At 60.6% G+C, this 17,813-nt stretch carries 22 protein-coding genes; 14 read left to right on the top strand and 8 right to left on the bottom strand.

Annotated features, from left to right (window positions below):
* Positions 1 to 18: 18 nt before the first annotated feature.
* Both OC71_RS23605 and OC71_RS23600 read right to left on the bottom strand, forming a co-directional pair.
* Complete coding sequence (locus tag OC71_RS23605; protein WP_041073954.1) at positions 19 to 705, bottom strand: LrgB family protein; 687 nt, start codon at positions 703 to 705, stop codon at positions 19 to 21.
* A complete protein-coding gene (locus OC71_RS23600; protein WP_041073952.1) occupies positions 695 to 1,081 on the bottom strand; it encodes a CidA/LrgA family protein in 387 nt (128 codons plus the stop codon). The genes OC71_RS23605 and OC71_RS23600 overlap by 11 nt, the downstream gene beginning before the upstream one ends.
* Positions 1,082 to 1,175: 94 nt before the next feature.
* On the opposite strand from OC71_RS23600, the gene OC71_RS23595 reads away from it, so the two are divergent.
* Positions 1,176 to 2,063 (top strand): LysR family transcriptional regulator, encoded by an 888-nt coding sequence (locus OC71_RS23595; RefSeq protein WP_041073949.1) that lies wholly within the window; start codon positions 1,176 to 1,178, stop codon positions 2,061 to 2,063.
* Here the strand turns inward: OC71_RS23595 and OC71_RS23590 are convergent.
* Complete coding sequence (locus tag OC71_RS23590) at positions 2,053 to 2,508, bottom strand: flavodoxin (RefSeq protein WP_041073948.1); 456 nt, start codon at positions 2,506 to 2,508, stop codon at positions 2,053 to 2,055. The genes OC71_RS23595 and OC71_RS23590 overlap by 11 nt on opposite strands.
* Positions 2,509 to 2,660: 152 nt before the next feature.
* Here OC71_RS23590 and OC71_RS23585 point away from each other — a divergent pair, with 152 nt between their 5' ends.
* Positions 2,661 to 3,137 carry a PAS domain-containing protein gene (locus tag OC71_RS23585; RefSeq protein ID WP_041073945.1) on the top strand — a complete coding sequence of 159 codons (477 nt, stop codon included), beginning with the start codon at positions 2,661 to 2,663 and terminating at the stop codon, positions 3,135 to 3,137.
* A gap of 55 nt (positions 3,138 to 3,192) precedes the next feature.
* A complete protein-coding gene (locus tag OC71_RS23580; protein WP_025109427.1) occupies positions 3,193 to 3,798 on the top strand; it encodes a hypothetical protein in 606 nt (201 codons plus the stop codon).
* Positions 3,799 to 3,801: 3 nt separating this feature from the next.
* Here OC71_RS23580 and OC71_RS23575 read toward each other — a convergent pair whose 3' ends face one another.
* A complete protein-coding gene (locus tag OC71_RS23575) occupies positions 3,802 to 4,761 on the bottom strand; it encodes a MerR family transcriptional regulator (protein ID WP_041073943.1) in 960 nt (319 codons plus the stop codon).
* A gap of 210 nt (positions 4,762 to 4,971) precedes the next feature.
* Between OC71_RS23575 and OC71_RS23570 the strand changes: the two genes are divergently transcribed.
* The 6 genes from OC71_RS23570 (at position 4,972) to OC71_RS23545 (ending at position 8,031) form a co-directional block, all read left to right on the top strand.
* A complete protein-coding gene (locus tag OC71_RS23570) occupies positions 4,972 to 5,541 on the top strand; it encodes an antibiotic biosynthesis monooxygenase (RefSeq protein ID WP_041073941.1) in 570 nt (189 codons plus the stop codon).
* Between the two features lie 129 nt (positions 5,542 to 5,670).
* The gene (gene folM, locus OC71_RS23565; protein ID WP_041073939.1) at positions 5,671 to 6,381 is read left to right on the top strand and encodes a dihydromonapterin reductase; all 711 of its coding nucleotides are present in this window, start codon (positions 5,671 to 5,673) and stop codon (positions 6,379 to 6,381) included.
* 21 nt (positions 6,382 to 6,402) lie between these two features.
* Positions 6,403 to 6,963, top strand: a complete 561-nt coding sequence (folE, locus tag OC71_RS23560) for a GTP cyclohydrolase I FolE (RefSeq protein ID WP_041073937.1) — start codon at positions 6,403 to 6,405, stop codon at positions 6,961 to 6,963.
* A complete protein-coding gene (gene folX / locus OC71_RS23555; RefSeq protein WP_041073935.1) occupies positions 6,964 to 7,335 on the top strand; it encodes a dihydroneopterin triphosphate 2'-epimerase in 372 nt (123 codons plus the stop codon).
* Positions 7,336 to 7,403: 68 nt separating this feature from the next.
* Positions 7,404 to 7,700, top strand: a complete 297-nt coding sequence (locus OC71_RS23550) for a DUF1244 domain-containing protein (RefSeq protein WP_007968038.1) — start codon at positions 7,404 to 7,406, stop codon at positions 7,698 to 7,700.
* Positions 7,693 to 8,031: a HopJ type III effector protein gene (locus tag OC71_RS23545; protein WP_041073933.1), complete on the top strand. Its 339-nt coding sequence runs from the start codon at positions 7,693 to 7,695 to the stop codon at positions 8,029 to 8,031. Before OC71_RS23550 ends, OC71_RS23545 begins: the two co-directional genes overlap by 8 nt.
* A gap of 126 nt (positions 8,032 to 8,157) precedes the next feature.
* Here OC71_RS23545 and trxB read toward each other — a convergent pair whose 3' ends face one another.
* Positions 8,158 to 9,120, bottom strand: coding sequence for a thioredoxin-disulfide reductase (gene trxB / locus OC71_RS23540; RefSeq protein ID WP_003221727.1), 963 nt, complete (start codon positions 9,118 to 9,120; stop codon positions 8,158 to 8,160).
* A 311-nt stretch (positions 9,121 to 9,431) separates the two neighbouring features.
* On the opposite strand from trxB, the gene cysZ reads away from it, so the two are divergent.
* Positions 9,432 to 10,184, top strand: a complete 753-nt coding sequence (gene cysZ, locus OC71_RS23535; RefSeq protein ID WP_041073931.1) for a sulfate transporter CysZ — start codon at positions 9,432 to 9,434, stop codon at positions 10,182 to 10,184.
* A gap of 54 nt (positions 10,185 to 10,238) precedes the next feature.
* A complete protein-coding gene (locus OC71_RS23530; protein WP_041073929.1) occupies positions 10,239 to 11,438 on the top strand; it encodes a glycosyltransferase family 1 protein in 1,200 nt (399 codons plus the stop codon).
* Positions 11,439 to 11,573: 135 nt separating this feature from the next.
* On the opposite strand, the gene OC71_RS23525 is transcribed toward OC71_RS23530, so the two are convergent.
* The 3 genes from OC71_RS23525 to OC71_RS23515 all read right to left on the bottom strand — a co-directional run bounded on the left by OC71_RS23525 (position 11,574) and on the right by OC71_RS23515 (position 13,989).
* The gene (locus OC71_RS23525; protein WP_041073927.1) at positions 11,574 to 12,677 is read right to left on the bottom strand and encodes an NADH:flavin oxidoreductase; all 1,104 of its coding nucleotides are present in this window, start codon (positions 12,675 to 12,677) and stop codon (positions 11,574 to 11,576) included.
* 221 nt (positions 12,678 to 12,898) lie between these two features.
* Positions 12,899 to 13,381, bottom strand: a complete 483-nt coding sequence (locus OC71_RS23520) for a glutathione peroxidase (protein ID WP_041073925.1) — start codon at positions 13,379 to 13,381, stop codon at positions 12,899 to 12,901.
* A gap of 122 nt (positions 13,382 to 13,503) precedes the next feature.
* Positions 13,504 to 13,989 carry a peptidylprolyl isomerase gene (locus OC71_RS23515; protein ID WP_007968032.1) on the bottom strand — a complete coding sequence of 162 codons (486 nt, stop codon included), beginning with the start codon at positions 13,987 to 13,989 and terminating at the stop codon, positions 13,504 to 13,506.
* Here OC71_RS23515 and OC71_RS23510 point away from each other — a divergent pair.
* The 3 genes from OC71_RS23510 to OC71_RS23500 are packed head-to-tail and all read left to right on the top strand — an operon-like array spanning position 13,958 to position 17,350.
* Positions 13,958 to 14,284 (top strand): DUF3565 domain-containing protein, encoded by a 327-nt coding sequence (locus OC71_RS23510; protein ID WP_041073923.1) that lies wholly within the window; start codon positions 13,958 to 13,960, stop codon positions 14,282 to 14,284. The genes OC71_RS23515 and OC71_RS23510 overlap by 32 nt on opposite strands.
* A 60-nt stretch (positions 14,285 to 14,344) precedes the next feature.
* Entirely contained in the window at positions 14,345 to 16,444 is a 2,100-nt protein-coding gene (pta, locus tag OC71_RS23505) for a phosphate acetyltransferase (protein WP_041073921.1), read from the top strand.
* Positions 16,445 to 17,350: an acyltransferase gene (locus tag OC71_RS23500; RefSeq protein WP_041073919.1), complete on the top strand. Its 906-nt coding sequence runs from the start codon at positions 16,445 to 16,447 to the stop codon at positions 17,348 to 17,350.
* Positions 17,351 to 17,813 lie beyond the last annotated feature (463 nt).

The raw sequence follows: 17,813 nt of genomic DNA, 5'->3' as shown, positions 1-17,813 counted from the left end.
AAACAGCTTGGATCCATGTCAAAGCAACGACGCCAACAAAGGCGCAGCGAACAGATTGAGCAGTCCCGTCAGCACCATCACCAGCCCGGCCACCGAGCCTTCTTCACCGCCCACTTCATGCGCCCGACTGACGCCGGCACCGTGCGCGCCAACCCCAAACAACGCACCGCGCGCCAAGGCACTGCGCAGCGGCAGCCACTTGAGCAGCACGCCGCCGAGCATCGCACCGAACACGCCGGTGAACATCACGAACACGGCCGTCAGTTCCGGTACGCCACCCAGATTCTGCGCCAGCGGCATGGCGAACGGCGTGGTGATCGAACGCGGCACCAGCGACATCGTGACCGAGGTATCCAGCGCCAGCGCCCTGGCCAGGCCAAACGAGGTGGCGATCGATGCCGCGCTGCCGGCGAGCATGCCCAGCAACAGCGCTGACCAGTGCCGCACCAGCAGACGTCGCTGCTGCCAGATCGGCACCGCGAAAGCGACCGTCACCGGCCCGAGCACCAGCATCAACCAGTGGGTGTTGCTGGCGTATTCGGCATAGGCCGTGTGCAACGGTATGGCGAGCGCCAGCAACAGCGCCGGCACCAGAATCAGCGGCGACAGCAGATAGCGCCCGGTACGCCGGTAAATCCAGCGACTGAACAGGTACGCCAACAGAGTGAAAGCGAGCCAGAACATCGGCATCCATTCAAGCTTCATGGGACCGCCTCAGACGCACAGCCAACTCCACGGTAAAGGCCGTCACCAGCATCACCATCAGAGTGCTGGCGCCAATCACCAGCAGAATCCGCCAACCGTCATCGCGCAGCAGTGCGCCGTAGTCGAGCAGACTCATCAGTGCCGGAATAAAGAACAGCAGCATCTCGGCCATCAGCAATCCGGCACCCAATTGCAGCGCCGCCGGTTTGACCCAGCCAAACGCGAACGCCAGCAGCAACAGGGCCATGCCGATGACGCCGCCGGGAATTGGCCATGCCAGCCACGCGGCGATCTGGCAGCCGAGCAAATAGAGACCGAGCAACACGGCCAGTTCTGCTATCAGACGGGAAACATAGGTGAGGGATGCAGCGTTCATGATGGGCTCCTTACAGGGGCTTATTTTACGAAGCGGCCTGCCATCCCAGAAGCGAATTGTTAGACTCATGGCTATTCCAAAACGGAATCGGACAATGGAATTCAAACAGCTGCGCAGTTTTGTCGAAGTCATGCGTCAAGGCGGCTTTACCCAAGCGGCGAAATCCCTGCACGTCAGTCAGTCGGCGGTGAGCAAACAAGTCGCGCAACTGGAGCAGAGTCTCGGCACGCCGTTGCTCGAACGGCTCGGCTCCCAGTTGCACCTGACCGCTGCGGGCAGCGTGGTGCTGTCACACGCCGAGGGCATGCTGCGCTTGCGTCAGGAGTTGCTCAGCGAACTGGATGATCTGAGCCAACTGGCGCGCGGCGAATTGCGCCTCGGTCTGCCGCTGCTGGGCAGCGATGCGTTGTTCGCCGGTTTGTTCGCCGAATATCGACGGCGCTATCCGAACATCAGCATTCAATTGCTTGAGGGCGGCAGCCGTAACGTCGAGCAGGCGGTGCTCAGCGGTGAACTGGAGTTGGGTGGCAGCTTGCTGCCCAAGGATCCGCAGTTCGATTTTCAACCGTTCTGCGATGAGAAGCTCGACGCGTTGCTGCCGGTGGATCATCCGCTGGCGGCGCGCGGTGAAATTGCTCTGGAGGAGTTGGCCGAGACACCGTTCCTGCTGTATCAGCGCAGCTTCGTGCTCAATGACCGGTTATTGCAGGCGTGCCAGCAACTGGGCTTTACCCCGAAAGAAGGCGGGCGCAGTGGCCAGGCGGATTTTCTCGTGGCGCTGGTGGCGGCCGGGCAAGGCGTGGTGCTGTTGCCGAGCGTGGTCGCCCGGGCACTGGAGCGTCCGGGCGTGGTGCGCCTGACCTTGCGCGCGCCAGATTATCTGCGTTGGGATATCGCGTTCATCTGGCGTCGCGGCGCCTACCTGTCGAAAGCCGCGCAGGCCTGGCTGGCCCTGCTGCGCGAGCGCGCGATCAGCCCTTGAGCGTGGCGATCAACTGCGCCAGCCAAGGCTCGGCATCGGTTTCCGGGGTCACGCTTTCGCTGGCGTCCAGACGCAGCATCTCCTGCACTTCGCGCAGGCCCAGCTCGGCGAACAACTCACGCATCAGCTCGCCGCCACCGCAGAACGTATCGCCGTAACTGGCATCGCCCAAACCGATCACCGCACCGGGCAAGCCGCGCCAGGCCATTGGCAATTGATCGCGAAGGCTGAAATACAGCGGCTGCAGGTTATCCGGCAATTCGCCCATGCCGGTGGTCGAGGTCACCGCGAGAATCGCTTCAGGGCCGAACGCCTGTATATCCGCCAGGCTGGCGCGCGAGTTGTAGAAGGTTTCAAAACCGGCGTCTTTCAGCAGGTTCTGCGCGTGACGGGCGACTTCTTCGGCCGCGCCGTAAACCGAGCCGGAGAGGATGGCGACTTTCATCAATCTGATCCTGAAGCTGAAAAAAAGAGCGGCGATAGTAGCAGTCCGACGTAAAAGCCGCGATCCAGGCCCGAATAGCCGTGATGGCCAGTAGACAGACTGGCTGGAACTTCTAGAATGCCAGCCAATATCGACACTGAAAGGATTCATTGATGATCAACGCCAATCTGCTGCAAATGGTGATCAACGCTTCGAACGACGGGATCGTGGTTGCAGAAAAGGAAGGCGAACAGGACAACATCCTGATTTACGTAAACCCGGCCTTCGAGCGCCTGACCGGTTACAGCAGCGAAGAAATTCTCTACCAGGATTGCCGTTTTCTGCAGTCCGGCGACCGCGATCAGGCCAATCTGACGCGGATTCGTGACACCTTGCGCAATGGCGGGGCGTGCCGGGAAATCCTGCGTAACTACCGCAAGGACGGCACGCCATTCTGGAACGAACTGTCGCTGTCGACAGTGAAAAACGACAAGGACGGCCAGACTTATTTCGTCGGCGTGCAGAAGGACGTCACGGTGCAGGTCAAGGCGCAGCAACGTGTCGCGCAACTGGAAGCACAGGTTGCCGCCTTGCAAGCCGAACTCTCTGCCCTGAAAGCGACGAACGGCGCAAACAAAACTGCGAACTAAGTGTCAGTAACTACAATCACCAATGACTTTGTAACTAATTCTTTCGAGCCAGGCCATGCAACGCGACGCCCTCCTGACCCAGGATGAGCTGGATTTCATCCAGACCATGCAGCACAACCCGCAACTCAATGTGCGGGATGCGACGTCGAGCCTGTTGGTCAATGGTGGTTCGCAGATCCGTGACCTGCTCACGCGCCTGGCGGCTCATGAGCAAGTGACCATCCAGGCCAACTTCGAAAATCAGCAGATGACCTTCCCGTTGCACCTGGTGGAAGACGAATTTCACGCGTTGCACCTGCGTCTGGGCGTACCAAGCATTTACGAAGACGGGCCGATGGTTCGCCCTTGGCGTCTGACCCTCGAAGAGCCGGTCGCGCTGGAAAATGCCAAGGGCCAACCGGGGATGATGTGGGTGCACGAGGTGTCGCACAAAGGCGTGCTGCTGGAAATGCGCAACAAGACCAAACCGCCCAAGCATTTCGCGCTGTGGTTCAGCCCTTCAGGGTATGAGCGGATTTCCCTGCGCGGCAATTTCGAGCGCGAAACCGAGCATGGCTTCTACGCCTACGAGCTGAGCCAGACCGATGCCGATGAAACCGAACGCCTGCGCCAGTTCATCCTGCAACAACACCGTCTGACCCACCCCGCCCTGCACACCTGATATTCAGGTATCCAGCGTCCCCGCGAGAAACTGCGTCATGCGCTGACGCATCGTCGCCCCTTCATTGCCCAGACAGCCGATCGACGATCCCGCCAGGCTGTCCTGTGCCAGATCGGCGGTATCGCCGGCCAGCAGCACCTGACAATCCAGACTTAACGCCAGACGGTTCAACCGTCGCGGCAAATCGGCTGTCGGGGCGTGATTGGAAAACAGCACCAGCGCCTGCGGCTTGATCCGCTCGCACACCAGCGCCAACTCATCGAATGGCTGACCGGTGGTGAGCACCCGCACCCCGGCGTCATTGCCACTCAGAAACAACGCGGCAACCAGTAATTCGAGTTCACGACACTGACCGGCGAGCGCACTGACAATCACTTTGCGCGGTTGCGCGCCGCGCAGCGCGACAATCCGCTGCAGGACTCGCGCCCGCAGGAACCCGTCGAAAAACAACCATTCGCTGGTCTGGCCGAAGGCATCCTGACGCTGCAACATCTGCAGCCACAACGGCATGAGAATGTCCTGGAACACCACTGACAGCGAATATGAAGAGAAAATCTGGTTGTAGACCTGATCCAGCGCGCGGTCATCGAATGCGCTGACTGCAACCTGCACCTGTTGTTGCCACTGCGCGTAATCAGCCTGCACCAGATCATCAGGAATGATATGCGCCAGCACTTTCAGCGGCTCGGTTTTGGCGAGGATCTTGCCGACCTTGCTCACCGCCACGCCGCGGTCGATCCAGTCGACGATGCTGCGCACGCGCTCGATTTCGGTCATCGAATACAGCCGATGCCCGCTTTCGGTGCGCGTCGGCTGAATCAAACCGTAGCGACGCTCCCATGCACGCAGCGTTACGGGGTTGACGCCGGTCAGGCGCGACACCTCACGAATAGGGAACAACTCTTCGCGCTCAAGTGCGACAGAGGCCTGCGAAGCAGGGTCAGCGTCCGTGATAACAGCCATTGTGCAGGTGCATCCACTCGGTAGATTTGGATCCCATTCTACCTCCGATGCCCTCTATCGGTTCAACCCATGAATAGAGACGAAAGTCTCTGAAACTGTCATTAAAATCAGGAATAATCCTTGCTTGTCAAAAAGCGCAGGCTCCTACCCCCGCCTGCGTATTGCGAAACTCCTACCCGGAGCGACGCACTCGGAATACGGAGATACATAATGTCTACTTCCCCCGTCACGCTGATGGTTGCGCGTCGCGTCGCCGACGGCCGCTATCAGGACCTGATTGCCTGGCTGCGCGAAGGCGAACAACTGGCCACTGACTTTCCCGGTTACCTGGGCTCCGGCGTGCTCGCTCCGCCACCCGGTGACAACGAATTCCAGATCATTTTCCGCTTTGTCAACGAACAGACCCTGCATGCCTGGGAGCACTCGGTCTCGCGTACCGCGTGGCTCGCGCGAGGCAGCGATCTGTTCGCGCATCCCAAAGAACATCGGGTCAGTGGTATCGAAGGCTGGTTCGGCGCGGCCGGTCAGCGGCCACCGCGCTGGAAACAGGCCGTGGCCATCTGGCTGGCGTTCTTTCCGGTGTCGCTGCTGTTCAACTTTGTTCTCGGGCCGTTGCTCGGCGACATGAGCCTGCTGCCGCGGGTGTTGATCAGCACGGCGTGCCTGACGCCATTGATGGTGTATTTCTTTATTCCGCTGTCGACGCGGTTGCTGGCCAACTGGTTGAACGCTGTGCCGGCGCGACCTTTGCCTGCAACACCCTCTACGCAGAATCGCTAAAGATCGCAGCCTCGTTGCACTCGTCAGCTCCTACAGATGAAGGCGCCCATGTAGGAGCTGCCGAAGGCTGCGATCTTTTCGACAGCGTCGCTGTTATAGTTTTTGCTCCAGCCGCGACGCGAGCCGTACATGACCATTTCCTCCGCCCCGATTCTCATCACCGGTGCCGGCCAGCGTGTCGGTCTGCACTGCGCGCAGCGTTTGCTTGAAGACGGCCATCAGGTCATTTTCACCTACCGCAGCCAACGTCCAGGCGTGCAAGCGCTGCGGGATCTGGGCGCGATCGGAGTGTTCGCCGACTTCTCCAGCGAAGCGGCCATTCTCGCCTTCATCGATGAACTGAAAACCCATACCGACCGCCTGCGCGCCATCGTCCACAACGCCTCCGAATGGCTGGCGGAAACCCCGGGCAACGAAGCCGAAGCCTTCGTACGCATGCTCAACGTGCACCTGCTCGCGCCGTACCTGATCAACTTGCACTGCGCCGACCTGCTCAAGCGCTCGACACCGGCCGACATCATCCACATCAGTGACGACGTCACGCGCAAGGGCAGCAGCAAACACATCGGCTATTGCGCCAGCAAGGCCGGGCTCGACAGCCTGACCCTGTCCTTCGCCGCGCGCTATGCGCCGGCAATCAAGGTCAACGGCATTGCGCCAGCCCTGCTATTGTTCAATCCCGACGACGACGCGGCGTACCGCGCCAAGGCGCTGGCCAAATCCGCGCTGGGCATCGAACCCGGCAGCGAAGTGATCTACCAGAGCCTGCGCTATCTGCTCGACAACCCCTATGTCACCGGCACGACCCTGACCGTCAACGGCGGACGGCACGTCAAATAAGCTGCTGCGCGAGGATCTCCCATGAGCCGTACCCTGCCCGAGAATTACCGCGAGATCCTCATCGGCCTCGGTGAAGACCCCGACCGCGAAGGCCTGCTCGACACTCCGCAGCGCGCGGCCAAGGCCATGCAATACCTGTGTCACGGCTACGAACAGCGTGTGGAGGAGATCGTCAACGGCGCGCTGTTTGCTTCCGACAGCGACGAGATGATTATCGTCGCCGACATCGAGCTCTACTCGTTGTGCGAACATCACCTGCTGCCCTTCATCGGCAAGGCCCATGTGGCATATATTCCGACCGGCAAGGTGCTGGGACTGTCGAAGATTGCGCGGCTGGTGGACATGTTCGCCCGGCGCCTGCAGATTCAGGAAAACCTTACCCGGCAGATTGCCGACGCAGTGCAACAGGTCACCGATGCCGCTGGCGTCGCGGTGGTCATCGAGGCCCGGCACATGTGCATGATGATGCGCGGTGTCGAGAAACAGAATTCGACCATGAACACCTCGGTCATGCTCGGCGCCTTTCGCGACTCGAGCAACACCCGCCAGGAGTTCCTGCAATTGATTGGACGGAGCAAGTAAATGTCACAACTTCAACCGGGAATGGCGCGCATCCGGGTCAAGGATCTGCGCTTGCGCACCTTTATCGGGATCAACGAGGACGAGATCCTCAACAAACAGGATGTGCTGATCAACCTGACCATCCAGTACGCCGCGCAGGAAGCGGTGCGCGACAACGACATCGATCACGCACTGAACTACCGCACCATCACCAAGGCGATCATCGCCCACGTCGAGGGCAATCGCTTTGCGCTGCTCGAACGCCTGACCCAGGAGCTGCTGGATCTGGTGATGAGCAATACCGCCGTGCTTTACGCCGAAGTCGAAGTCGACAAGCCGCATGCCCTGCGATTTGCCGAATCGGTGTCGATCACCCTCGCGGCCAGCCGCTGAGCGCGTCTGGCGCATTGCTCGCCAGACTTTTATCATCCGCGCCACGAATAGACTGCACAGAGCCCATCATGACCGAGCAACAACGCCTCGAACTCGAAGCCGCCGCTTTCCGCCGGCTGGTCGCCCATCTGGACAGCCGCAAGGACGTGCAGAACATCGACCTGATGAACCTCGCCGGGTTCTGCCGCAACTGCCTGTCCAAGTGGTACAAGGCCGCCGCCGATGACCGTCAGATCGAGGTCAGCCTCGATGACGCCCGCGAAGTGGTTTACGGCATGCCGTACGCCGAATGGAAAGCCCAATACCAGCAAGAAGCCAGCGCCGAACAACAGGCGGCGTTCGCCAAAGGAAAACCCAATGAGTGATCTGAACACCCTGCGCGCCAGCCTCAACAGCGGCGAACACGCTTTCGCCGATACCCTGGCGTTCATCGCTGCCGGTTATGACTACCAGCCGCAAGCGTTCAACAATGGTGGCGTGGAAAACGCTGCCGGGCAGAACGAAGGCTCGTGCAAGACCCTGGGTCTGGCACTGCTGGAAAGCTTGAGCAATGAAGAAGCGCTGCTGGCATTCGGCGAGCATTACCGCTCGGTGCTGGCGACGCCTGAAGGCAGTGACCACGGCAATATCCGTGCGCTGATCAAGCACGGTCTGGCCGGTGTGAAGTTCGAAGCACAGCCGCTGACCCGCCGCTGATTCAAGATCAAAAGATCGCAGCCTGCGGCAGCTCCTACACTGATCCCTGTAGGAGCTGCCGCAGGCTGCGATCTTTTGACTCTCATAAAAAAACCGGCCGAAGCCGGTTTTTTTGTACCTGCGGTCTTAGAACGAAGCGTTCTGCAGACCGTCCAGGTAACGCTCGGTGTCCAGTGCTGCCATGCAGCCGGCGCCGGCCGAAGTGATGGCCTGACGGTAAACGTGGTCAGCCACGTCGCCGGCAGCGAAGATACCTTCGACGCTGGTAGCAGTGGCGTTGCCGTCACGGCCGCCCTGCACCACCAGGTAACCGTCCTTGAGGGTCAACTGGCCTTCGAACAGCGAAGTGTTCGGAGTGTGGCCGATCGCGATAAACACGCCGTCGACCTTGATTTCGTCGAAGCTGCCGTCGTTGTTTTTCAGGCGCGCACCGGTCACACCCATGTTGTCGCCCAGCACTTCGTCGAGGTTGGCGTTCAACTTGAGGATGATCTTGCCTTCGGCCACACGGGCGTTGAGCTTGTCGATCAGGATCTTCTCGGCGCGGAAGGTTTCGCGACGGTGGATCAGGGTCACGGTGCTGGCGATGTTCGCCAGGTACAGTGCTTCTTCAACAGCGGTATTGCCGCCGCCGACCACAGCCACCGGCTTGTTGCGGTAGAAGAAACCGTCGCAGGTCGCGCAGGCCGACACGCCTTTGCCCATGAACGCCTCTTCCGACGGCAGGCCCAGGTAACGCGCGCTGGCACCGGTGGCGATGATCAGGGCGTCGCAGGTGTAGGTCGCGCTGTCACCGGTCAGGGTGTACGGCTTGGCGGCGAAGTCCACGGCGTTGATGTGATCGAAAACGATCTCGGTTTCAAACCGCTCGGCGTGCTCGCGCATGCGCTCCATCAGCGCCGGACCAGTCAAGCCGTGGACGTCGCCCGGCCAGTTATCGACTTCAGTGGTGGTGGTCAGCTGACCGCCAGCCTGCATGCCGGTGATCAGCAGTGGCTTGAGGTTGGCACGGGCGGCGTAGACCGCAGCGCTGTAACCGGCAGGGCCGGAACCGAGAATAATCACTCGCGAATGACGGACTTCAGACATGACCTGCTCCTGTTGACCGGGCCGAAACACTGGCGCGGAACGCCGGACTGCCGGCGGGAATAAAAAAGGACTGTGGATAACCTTGGGGAAGGCATGAGCTCGACAGTCCTGTAAAAAGTTGGGTGCAGCGTATCGAGGGGGGCAAGATTAAGGAAATACGGATTAACAATCCAGCTCATAGGTGGTCTCTATGCGCAGACTCCGACCGGATCGACGTCTTTGTTACAGTGAATGTCGATCGCTCTGCCGCGCTTTCGCACCCGTTGCAAAGTCGGTAAGGTCGGCGCGTTTTCCCTTGCTCGGAGCCCCTTATGCCCGCCCCCGTTCTGTCCGGCCCGCAATACCTGCGCGAAGGCCTCAAACTGGTTCTCAGCCCGGGCCTGCGCCTGTTCGTGCTGCTGCCGCTGGCGATCAATCTGGTGCTGTTCGTCGGATTGATCTATCTGGCCGGCCATCAGTTCAGCCTGTGGGTCGACAGCCTGATGCCGTCGCTGCCCGACTGGCTGAGTTTTCTCAGCTACATCCTGTGGCCGCTGTTCGTGGTGCTGGTGGCGTTGATGGTGTTCTTCACCTTTACCATGCTGGCCAACGTGATCGCGGCGCCGTTCAACGGCTTCCTCGCGGAAAAAGTCGAAGTGGTGGTGCGCGGCACCGATGATTTCCCGGCCTTCAGCTGGGGCGAACTGATCGCGATGATCCCGCGCACCCTCGCCCGGGAAATGCGCAAACTCGGCTACTTCCTGCCGCGAGCAATCGGCCTGTTCGTTCTCTCGTTCATCCCGGTGGTCAATATCGTCGCCGCACCGCTGTGGCTGCTGTTCGGCGTGTGGATGATGGCGATCCAGTACATCGACTACCCGGCGGACAACCACAAATTGGGCTGGAACGAGATGCTCGCCTGGCTGCGGCAGAAGCGCTGGCAGAGCATGAGTTTTGGCGGGATCGTCTACCTGGCGCTGCTGATTCCGGTGGTCAACATCCTGATGATGCCGGCCGCCGTTGCGGGCGCGACCTTGTTCTGGGTACGTGAGCGCGGCGCGGAGAACCTTGTCGCACAGCGCTGAGCCGCTCACAGACCGCCAGTCACAAATCCATCATCCGAACGTCACAGGCACGACATGGCCTCAGCCGACACTGAGGTCATGACGACAGCTCTGCATATCACTCTGATCAGCGAAACCTTCCCACCGGAAATCAACGGGGTGGCCAATACCCTTGGTCGCTTGTGCGATGGCTTGCGCGCGCGTGGGCATCAAGTGGAACTGGTGCGACCGCGCCAGGCGGGCGATCCACAGCGTGTCGAGGACGATGCCTTGCTGTTGTGCCGGGGCTGGCCATTGCCGGGTTATCCGGGATTGCAATGGGGTCAGTCGTCGATGCACAAGCTGCTGCGGCGCTGGCAGCGTCATCGCCCGGACGTGCTGTACATCGCCACAGAAGGTCCGCTCGGCTTGTCAGCCTTGCGGGCGGCGCGGCGCTTGGGGATCTCGGTGGTCAGCGGTTTTCATACCAATTTCCAGCAGTACACCCATCAGTACGGGCTGGGTTTGCTGACGCGCTTGCTGACGCATTATCTGCGCTGGTTCCACAATCGCTCGTCGATGACCCTGGTGCCGAGCGTCAGTCAGCGTCTGGAACTGGAGCGCCGGCATTTCGACCGCCTCGCCCTGCTCTCCAGAGGCGTGGACAGCCAGTTGTTTCACCCGGCCAGGCGCCTGAACGGGTTGCGTGAGCAATGGGGCCTGAGCGAGCAGGACATCGCGGTGATTCACGTAGGACGTCTGGCCACGGAGAAGAATCTGGGCCTGCTCAAGCGCTGCTTCGATAAACTCCGCAGCACTTATCCACAGCGCAACCTGAATCTGATTGTGGTCGGCGACGGACCACAACGGCTTGCGCTGGAAAAAGAGCTGCCTGAGGCGATTTTCTGTGGTTCACAGCGCGGCGAAGCGCTGGCGGCGCACTATGCCTCGGGGGATATTTTTCTGTTCCCGAGCATGACCGAAACCTTCGGCAATGTGGTGCTCGAAGCACTGGCTTCAGGTCTGGGGGTGGTGGCGTACGATCAGGCAGCGGCAGCGCAGCATATTCGCCACGGCTACAACGGTGTGCTGGCGATGCCGGGTGATGAAGAGGCGTTTTGCGATGCGGCGGCTTGGCTGCTGGAAGAAGATGAGCGGTTGCGCTGCGTGCGCCTGAATGCGCGTCAGCATGCCAGTCGCCAGGGGTGGGCGGCGATCATCGAGCAATTTGAAAAGCATTTGCGTGGGGCGTGTCTGCGGGAGCAGGTGTTGCCGAATGCGCAGACATTGCCTTAGATCTTTGCTGATTTTGAAGCCGCCATCGCTGGCAAGCCAGCGCCCACAAGGGGCTGCGGTGAACACAATTTTTGTGAACACCCGCAATACCTGTGGGAGCTGGCTTGCCAGCGATAGCATCAGTTTGAGCGCCGCTTAAACCAGCGTCATCAACGCCTCACGGCTGAACGGCAGAATGTCCTGCTCACGCCCTTCACGGACTTTCAGTGCCCAGTCCGGATCCACCAGCAGCGCACGGCCCACCGCCACCAAGTCGAACTCGTCGTTGTTCAGACGCTCCAGCAGTTTTTCCAGACTGGCCGGTTGCGCGACCTTGTCGGTGTTGACCATGAACTGCAGGAACTCGCCGTCCAGGCCGACGCTGCCAACGGTAATGGTCGGTTTGCCGGTCAGCTTGCGTGTCCAGCCCGCCAGATTCAGTTCGGAGCCTTCGAATTCAGGTTCCCAGAAACGCCGCGTCGAGCAGTGGAAAATGTCCACGCCAGCGTCTGCCAACGGCTTGAGGAACTCGCCCAGCGCCTCGGGCGTTTGTACCAGACGCGCGGTGTAATCCTGCTGCTTCCACTGCGAAAATCGGAAGATGATCGGGAAGCCTTCGCCGACGGCGGCGCGCACCGCTTGAATCAATTCGATGGCGAAACGCGAGCGGTTGGCGAGGCTGCCGCCGTATTCGTCGCTGCGCTGATTGCTGCCTTCCCAGAAGAACTGGTCGATCAGGTAACCGTGGGCACCGTGGATTTCCACGCCGTCCATGCCGATGCTTTTGGCATCTTTGGCGGCCTGGGCGAATGCGGCGATTACGTCTTGAATGTCCTGTTTGGTCATGCCGTGCACCACGACCTGACCGTCCTTGAGTTTTTCCGTCGGGCCGTAACCCGGCACGCTGGCGTCCGGCTCGGTGCCGATACGGCGCACGCTGCCGACATGCCACAGTTGCGGAACAATCTTGCCGCCCTCGGCGTGCACCGCGTCGACCACTTTTTTCCAGCCGGCCAGTGGCGCTTCACCGAAGAACTGCGGCACGTTCGGGTAACCGTTGGAGGCCTTGTGACCGACCGTGGTGCCTTCGGTGATGATCAGACCGACACCGGCCGCAGCGCGGCGACGGTAGTACTCGATCACTTTGGAATTGGGTACGCCACCCGGGGAAAATGAGCGGGTCATTGGTGCCATGACCACGCGGGTCGGCAGTTCGAGGGCACCGAGATGGAACGGTTTGAACAGGGCTTGCACCGGCATTGGAAGGCTCCACAGGGAATGACTTTATGACGGCGATAATATGGAGAGTTGCAAGCCTTGAACAGCATTATTGATTTGAGTGATCAAGGATCAAAAGGGCCAAAGCAAAGATCTCAGGCTGCGGCAGCGCCTACAGAGGTCGGTGCAGAAACGAAAAAATCGCAGCTTCGACGATCCCCTGTAGGAGCTGCCGAAGGCTGCGATCTTTTGCTCTGACTATTTCAGCCCAGCGCTTTTTCAATCGCGTGAACGATGGTCGGATCATCCGGCGCCGTGCGCGGCGAGAACCGCGCCAGCACCCGGCCGTCCTTGCCGAGCAGAAACTTCTCGAAGTTCCAGGTGATATCCCCGGGAAACTCCGCGCCCTCGCCCGCCAGCAAGCGGTACAGCTGGTGCCGCTCGTGACCGTTGACTTCAAGCTTGCTCGACAACGGGAACGTCACGCCATAGTTCAGGCTGCAGAATTCCTGGATTTCCTGCTCCGTGCCTGGTTCCTGGCCGGCAAACTGGTTGCACGGCAGGCCCAGCACACTGAAGCCTTTGCCCTTGAATTGCTGGTAGAGGTTTTCCAGTGCCGCGTACTGTGGGGTCAAGCCGCATTTGGAGGCGACGTTGACCACCAGCACGACTTGGCCCTTGAAAGGCGCCAACGGTAGCTCCTGACCATCCAGGGCTGTCAACTTAAGGTCGTGAAAAGCACTCATGACGGACTCCAGATTCCCGTGTTCTACTCGAAACAGCCACTTGGCGAGGCCACCAAGGACAGCCGCGGACTAAAAAGGCGCCCGCAGGCGCCTCTCCAGTACTCGAAGCTTAGCGCAGAAAATCAGTGGTGATGGCCACCTTCGCCATGGACGTGGCCATGAGCGACTTCTTCCTGGCTGGCGTCACGGATAGCAACGACCTTCACTTTGAAGTTCAGGCGCTGACCGGCCAGTGGGTGGTTACCGTCAACGGTGACGTCGTCGCCGTCCAGGTCACGGATGGTCACGATCTGCATCTGGCCGTCCGGCGCCGAAGCGTGGAACTGCATGCCGACTTCCAGCTCGTCAACGCCTTCGAACATGCTGCGGCTCAGGGTGCTGACCAGTTCGGCAGCGTATTCGCCGTAAGCGTCTTCCGGCTCAACGGAAACTTCCAGCTCGTCACCAACAGCCTTGCCTTCCAGCGCTTTTTCCAGGCCCGGGATGATGTTGCCTGCGCCTTGCAGGTAGACCAGCGGAGCGCCGCCGGCGGAGCTGTCGATGACCTCACCAGCGTCGTTGGTCAGGGTATAGTCGATGGAGACAGCCTTATTGGCGGCGATCAGCATGGGGCGAGACCTTTTGCATAAGAATATAGAAAGGCCAAGTTTAGCGAAGCAATCGCGCGAAAGCGAACACAACCCGGACAAACGGGTTTCGACGATCACCGGCTTCCATCAGGACGAGGACGGTCACTGGGTGGCCGAGCTTTCCTGTGGCCACACCCAGCACCTGCGTCATCAGCCGCCATGGCAATCGCGCGCCTGGGTCCTTGACCCGGCGCAACGTATTGAAAAAATAGGCCAAGCCTTTACCTGCGGTTGGTGCGCACAAGGCTCGGTTAGCGATAACCTTGGCGACTGAATTTCGGTAGGCGGTCACGTATAGATCGCCACCCTTGCCATGCACCCTTAGAGAATCCGCATGCAAACTTTTTTTATCGCGCCCACCGATTTTGGCGTGGGTCTGACCTCCATCAGCCTCGGGCTGGTGCGTACCCTGGAGCGGGCCGGACTGAAAGTCGGCTTCTTCAAACCGATAGCCCAGCCGCATCCGGGCGACACCGGCCCCGAGCGTTCCACCGAACTGGTGGCACGTACTCACGGCCTGAAACCGCCGCAACCACTGGGCCTGGCCCACGTCGAGCGAATGCTCGGCGACGGTCAGCTCGATGAGCTGCTCGAAGAAATCATCGCCCTGTATCAGCAAGCGGCTGTCGGCAAGGACGTGCTTGTGGTCGAAGGCATGGTGCCGACCCGCAGCGCCAGTTATGCGGCGCGGGTCAATTTGCACCTGGCCAAAAGCCTGGATGCCGAGGTAATTCTGGTGTCGGCCCCGGAAAACGAAGTGCTCGCCGAACTCTCCGGCCGCGTGGAATTGCAGGCGCAATTGTTTGGCGGTCCGAAAGACCCGAAAGTCCTCGGCGTGATCCTCAACAAGGTCAAGACCGACGAGAGCATGGAGGCCTTCGCCACGCGCCTGAAGGAGCATTCGCCGTTGCTGCGCAGCGGTGACTTCCGCCTGCTCGGCTGCATTCCGTTCCAGCCCGAGCTCAACGCACCGCGCACCCGCGACGTCGCTGACCTGATGGGCGCACAGGTGCTCAACGCCGGCGACTATGAAACCCGGCGCATGACCAAAATCATCATCTGCGCGCGCACCATGCGCAACACCGTGGAGCTGCTCAAGCCCGGCGTGCTGGTGGTAACCCCGGGCGATCGCGACGACATCATTCTTGCGGTCAGCCTTGCGGCGCTCAACGGCGTGCCATTGGCCGGGCTGTTGCTGACCAGTGACACCCTGCCCGATCCACGCATCATGGACTTGTGCCGTGGCGCGTTGCAGGCCGGTCTGCCGGTATTGTCGGTGAGCACCGGCTCCTACGACACCGCCAACCTGCTCAATGGCCTGAACAAGGAAATCCCCATTGATGACCGCGAGCGTGCGGAGATCATCACCGACTTCGTCGCCAGCCATCTCGATGCCAAGTGGCTGCACCAGCGCTGCGGCACCCCGCGGGAAATGCGCCTGTCACCTGCAGTATTCCGCTATCAACTGATTCAACGGGCGCAGTCGGCGAACAAGCGCATCGTCCTGCCCGAAGGCAGCGAGCCGCTCACCGTGCAAGCCGCGGCGATCTGTCAGGAGCGCGGCATCGCCCGTTGCGTGTTGCTGGCCAAACCGGCGGACGTTGAAGCCGTGGCCCGCGCGCAAGGCATCGAGCTGCCGCCGGGGCTGGAGATTCTCGATCCGGATCTGATCCGCGAGCGTTATATCGAACCGATGGTCGCCCTGCGCAAAAGCAAAAGCCTCAACGCGCCGATGGCCGAACAGCAACTGGAAGACACCGTGGTCATTGGCACCATGATGCTTGCGCTGGATGAAGTCGACGGTCTGGTGTCGGGCGTGATCAACACCACCGCCAACACCATCCGCCCGGCGCTGCAACTGATCAAGACCGCGCCGGGCTGCACGCTGGTGTCTTCGGTGTTCTTCATGCTGTTCCCCGAAGAAGTGCTGGTCTACGGCGACTGCGTGATGAATCCGCACCCAAGCGCAACTGAGCTGGCCGAGATCGCCCTGCAAAGCGCCGACTCGGCAGCGGCCTTCGGCATCACCCCGCGCGTGGCGATGATCAGTTACTCCAGCGGCGAGTCGGCCAGCGGCGAAGAAGTCGAGAAAGTCCGCGAAGCCACCCTGCTCGCCCACGAGCAACAGCACTCGCTGCTGATCGACGGGCCGCTGCAATACGACGCCGCTGCCAACGCCGATGTGGCCCGGCAACTGGCGCCCAACAGCCAGGTGGCTGGCCGCGCCACGGTGTTCGTGTTCCCCGACCTGAACACCGGCAACACCACCCACAAAGCCGTGCAGCGCAGTGCCGACTGCGTCAGCCTCGGCCCGATGCTGCAAGGTCTGCGCAAACCGGTGAACGACCTGCCGCGCGGCGCGCAGGTCGACGACATCGTCTACACCATCGCCCTGACCGCGATTCAAGCCGCCAACCGACCTATGGATGTGTAAATGCTGGACTTCCTGCCCGCCCCGATTCGCGGCGTGATCGCCGCGCTGCTGTTGGCGCTCAATACGATTCTGCTGTGCTCGTTCCTGTTCTGCGTGGCGTTGATCAAAGTGCTGCCCTTCGACCTCGCCCGCCGCGCCTCACGGTGGCTGATGAGCCACACCCACGAAGCCTGGATCAGTAACAACAAGGGCTGGATGAACCTGGTACGCCGCACCCGTTGGCACATCAGCGGCTTGCAAGGCCTGGATTACAAACACTCGTATTTGATCACCAGCAACCACCAGAGCTGGGTCGACATTCTGGTGCTGCAATACGTGCTCAATCGGCGCATCCAGCCGCTGAAATTCTTCCTCAAGCAGGAGCTGATCTGGGTCCCGGTGATTGGCCTGGCGTGGTGGGCGCTGGGCTTTCCGTTCATGAAACGCTACTCCAAGGCCTATCTGGAAAAACACCCGGAGAAGAAAGGCAAAGACCTGGAAACCACGCGCAAGACCTGCGCGAAGTTTCGCGACAACCCGGTGGGGATTTTCAACTTTGTCGAAGGCACACGCTTCACCGAAGGCAAGCACGCGCAGCAGCAATCACCGTTCAAATACCTGCTCAAGCCCAAGGCTGGCGGCATCGCCTTTGTGCTGGATGCGATGGGTGAGCAGCTTGAGTCGATCGTCAACGTGACCATTCACTACCCGGGCGGGCGTCCGGGGTTCTGGGACCTGCTGTGCGGCAACGTGCGCGACGTGGTCGTGCACTTTGAAGAACTGAAAATCCCGCCAGCCTTCATCGGTAAGAACTACGACCAGGACGGCGAATACCGTCTGCAGTTTCAGGGCTGGATCAACCAACTGTGGCAGGACAAGGATGCGCTGCTGGAGCAGATGCACCGAGAATTCCCGAACCGGCACTAACCTTGTGGGAGCTCGCCTGCTGGCGATGACCGAGATCAGCAAGCATCACTGGTGAATGACATAGCGCCATCGCTGGCAGGCCAGCTCCCACAGTTGGATTGGGTGCGTTCAGTTAGGGATTGGTCGACTGGCAGGCCGCCTTCGCTGGCAAGCCAGCTCCCACAATTGGGTTGGGTGTGTTCAGTTAGGTATTGGTCGGCTGGTAGGCCAGCTCCCACAAAATCAAGATCAAAAGATCGCAGCCTTCGGTAGCTCCTACACAAAACCCGCGGCGCAGCCGCCCCACTCCAGGATGAGCGCAAGCTCGGCTGCAGCTTTTGATCTTGATCCACGGGCGACGTCGGAAGGCTGAGCGGAAGGATTGATCCGGGGGTGGGAGCGCAGCGACCGTTTGGCGAAGCCAAACACAGCGAGAGGAGGTGCAGCGAAGCAAACCGTAGGCGCTGCCCCCGGATCAATCCCG

It is taken from the genome of Pseudomonas sp. W15Feb9B (genome assembly GCF_000828175.1).
GTDB classification, from domain to species: domain Bacteria; phylum Pseudomonadota; class Gammaproteobacteria; order Pseudomonadales; family Pseudomonadaceae; genus Aquipseudomonas; species Aquipseudomonas parakoreensis.
The sequence above is the reverse complement of the archived record's forward strand: the minus strand, read 5'-3'. Positions and strand labels throughout refer to the sequence as shown.

Excerpts from the sequence above, each read along its gene's own strand:
- OC71_RS23605 (WP_041073954.1), bottom strand. The coding sequence starts at position 705 with ATGAAGCTTGAATGGATGCCGATGTTCTGGCTCGCTTTCACTCTGTTG.
- OC71_RS23600 (WP_041073952.1), bottom strand. The coding sequence starts at position 1,081 with ATGAACGCTGCATCCCTCACCTATGTTTCCCGTCTGATAGCAGAACTG.
- OC71_RS23595 (WP_041073949.1), top strand. The coding sequence starts at position 1,176 with ATGGAATTCAAACAGCTGCGCAGTTTTGTCGAAGTCATGCGTCAAGGC.
- OC71_RS23590 (WP_041073948.1), bottom strand. The coding sequence starts at position 2,508 with ATGAAAGTCGCCATCCTCTCCGGCTCGGTTTACGGCGCGGCCGAAGAA.
- OC71_RS23585 (WP_041073945.1), top strand. The coding sequence starts at position 2,661 with ATGATCAACGCCAATCTGCTGCAAATGGTGATCAACGCTTCGAACGAC.
- OC71_RS23580 (WP_025109427.1), top strand. The coding sequence starts at position 3,193 with ATGCAACGCGACGCCCTCCTGACCCAGGATGAGCTGGATTTCATCCAG.
- OC71_RS23575 (WP_041073943.1), bottom strand. The coding sequence starts at position 4,761 with ATGGCTGTTATCACGGACGCTGACCCTGCTTCGCAGGCCTCTGTCGCA.
- OC71_RS23570 (WP_041073941.1), top strand. The coding sequence starts at position 4,972 with ATGTCTACTTCCCCCGTCACGCTGATGGTTGCGCGTCGCGTCGCCGAC.
- folM (WP_041073939.1), top strand. The coding sequence starts at position 5,671 with ATGACCATTTCCTCCGCCCCGATTCTCATCACCGGTGCCGGCCAGCGT.
- folE (WP_041073937.1), top strand. The coding sequence starts at position 6,403 with ATGAGCCGTACCCTGCCCGAGAATTACCGCGAGATCCTCATCGGCCTC.
- folX (WP_041073935.1), top strand. The coding sequence starts at position 6,964 with ATGTCACAACTTCAACCGGGAATGGCGCGCATCCGGGTCAAGGATCTG.
- OC71_RS23550 (WP_007968038.1), top strand. The coding sequence starts at position 7,404 with ATGACCGAGCAACAACGCCTCGAACTCGAAGCCGCCGCTTTCCGCCGG.
- OC71_RS23545 (WP_041073933.1), top strand. The coding sequence starts at position 7,693 with ATGAGTGATCTGAACACCCTGCGCGCCAGCCTCAACAGCGGCGAACAC.
- trxB (WP_003221727.1), bottom strand. The coding sequence starts at position 9,120 with ATGTCTGAAGTCCGTCATTCGCGAGTGATTATTCTCGGTTCCGGCCCT.
- cysZ (WP_041073931.1), top strand. The coding sequence starts at position 9,432 with ATGCCCGCCCCCGTTCTGTCCGGCCCGCAATACCTGCGCGAAGGCCTC.
- OC71_RS23530 (WP_041073929.1), top strand. The coding sequence starts at position 10,239 with ATGGCCTCAGCCGACACTGAGGTCATGACGACAGCTCTGCATATCACT.
- OC71_RS23525 (WP_041073927.1), bottom strand. The coding sequence starts at position 12,677 with ATGCCGGTGCAAGCCCTGTTCAAACCGTTCCATCTCGGTGCCCTCGAA.
- OC71_RS23520 (WP_041073925.1), bottom strand. The coding sequence starts at position 13,381 with ATGAGTGCTTTTCACGACCTTAAGTTGACAGCCCTGGATGGTCAGGAG.
- OC71_RS23510 (WP_041073923.1), top strand. The coding sequence starts at position 13,958 with ATGGAGACAGCCTTATTGGCGGCGATCAGCATGGGGCGAGACCTTTTG.
- OC71_RS23515 (WP_007968032.1), bottom strand. The coding sequence starts at position 13,989 with ATGCTGATCGCCGCCAATAAGGCTGTCTCCATCGACTATACCCTGACC.
- pta (WP_041073921.1), top strand. The coding sequence starts at position 14,345 with ATGCAAACTTTTTTTATCGCGCCCACCGATTTTGGCGTGGGTCTGACC.
- OC71_RS23500 (WP_041073919.1), top strand. The coding sequence starts at position 16,445 with ATGCTGGACTTCCTGCCCGCCCCGATTCGCGGCGTGATCGCCGCGCTG.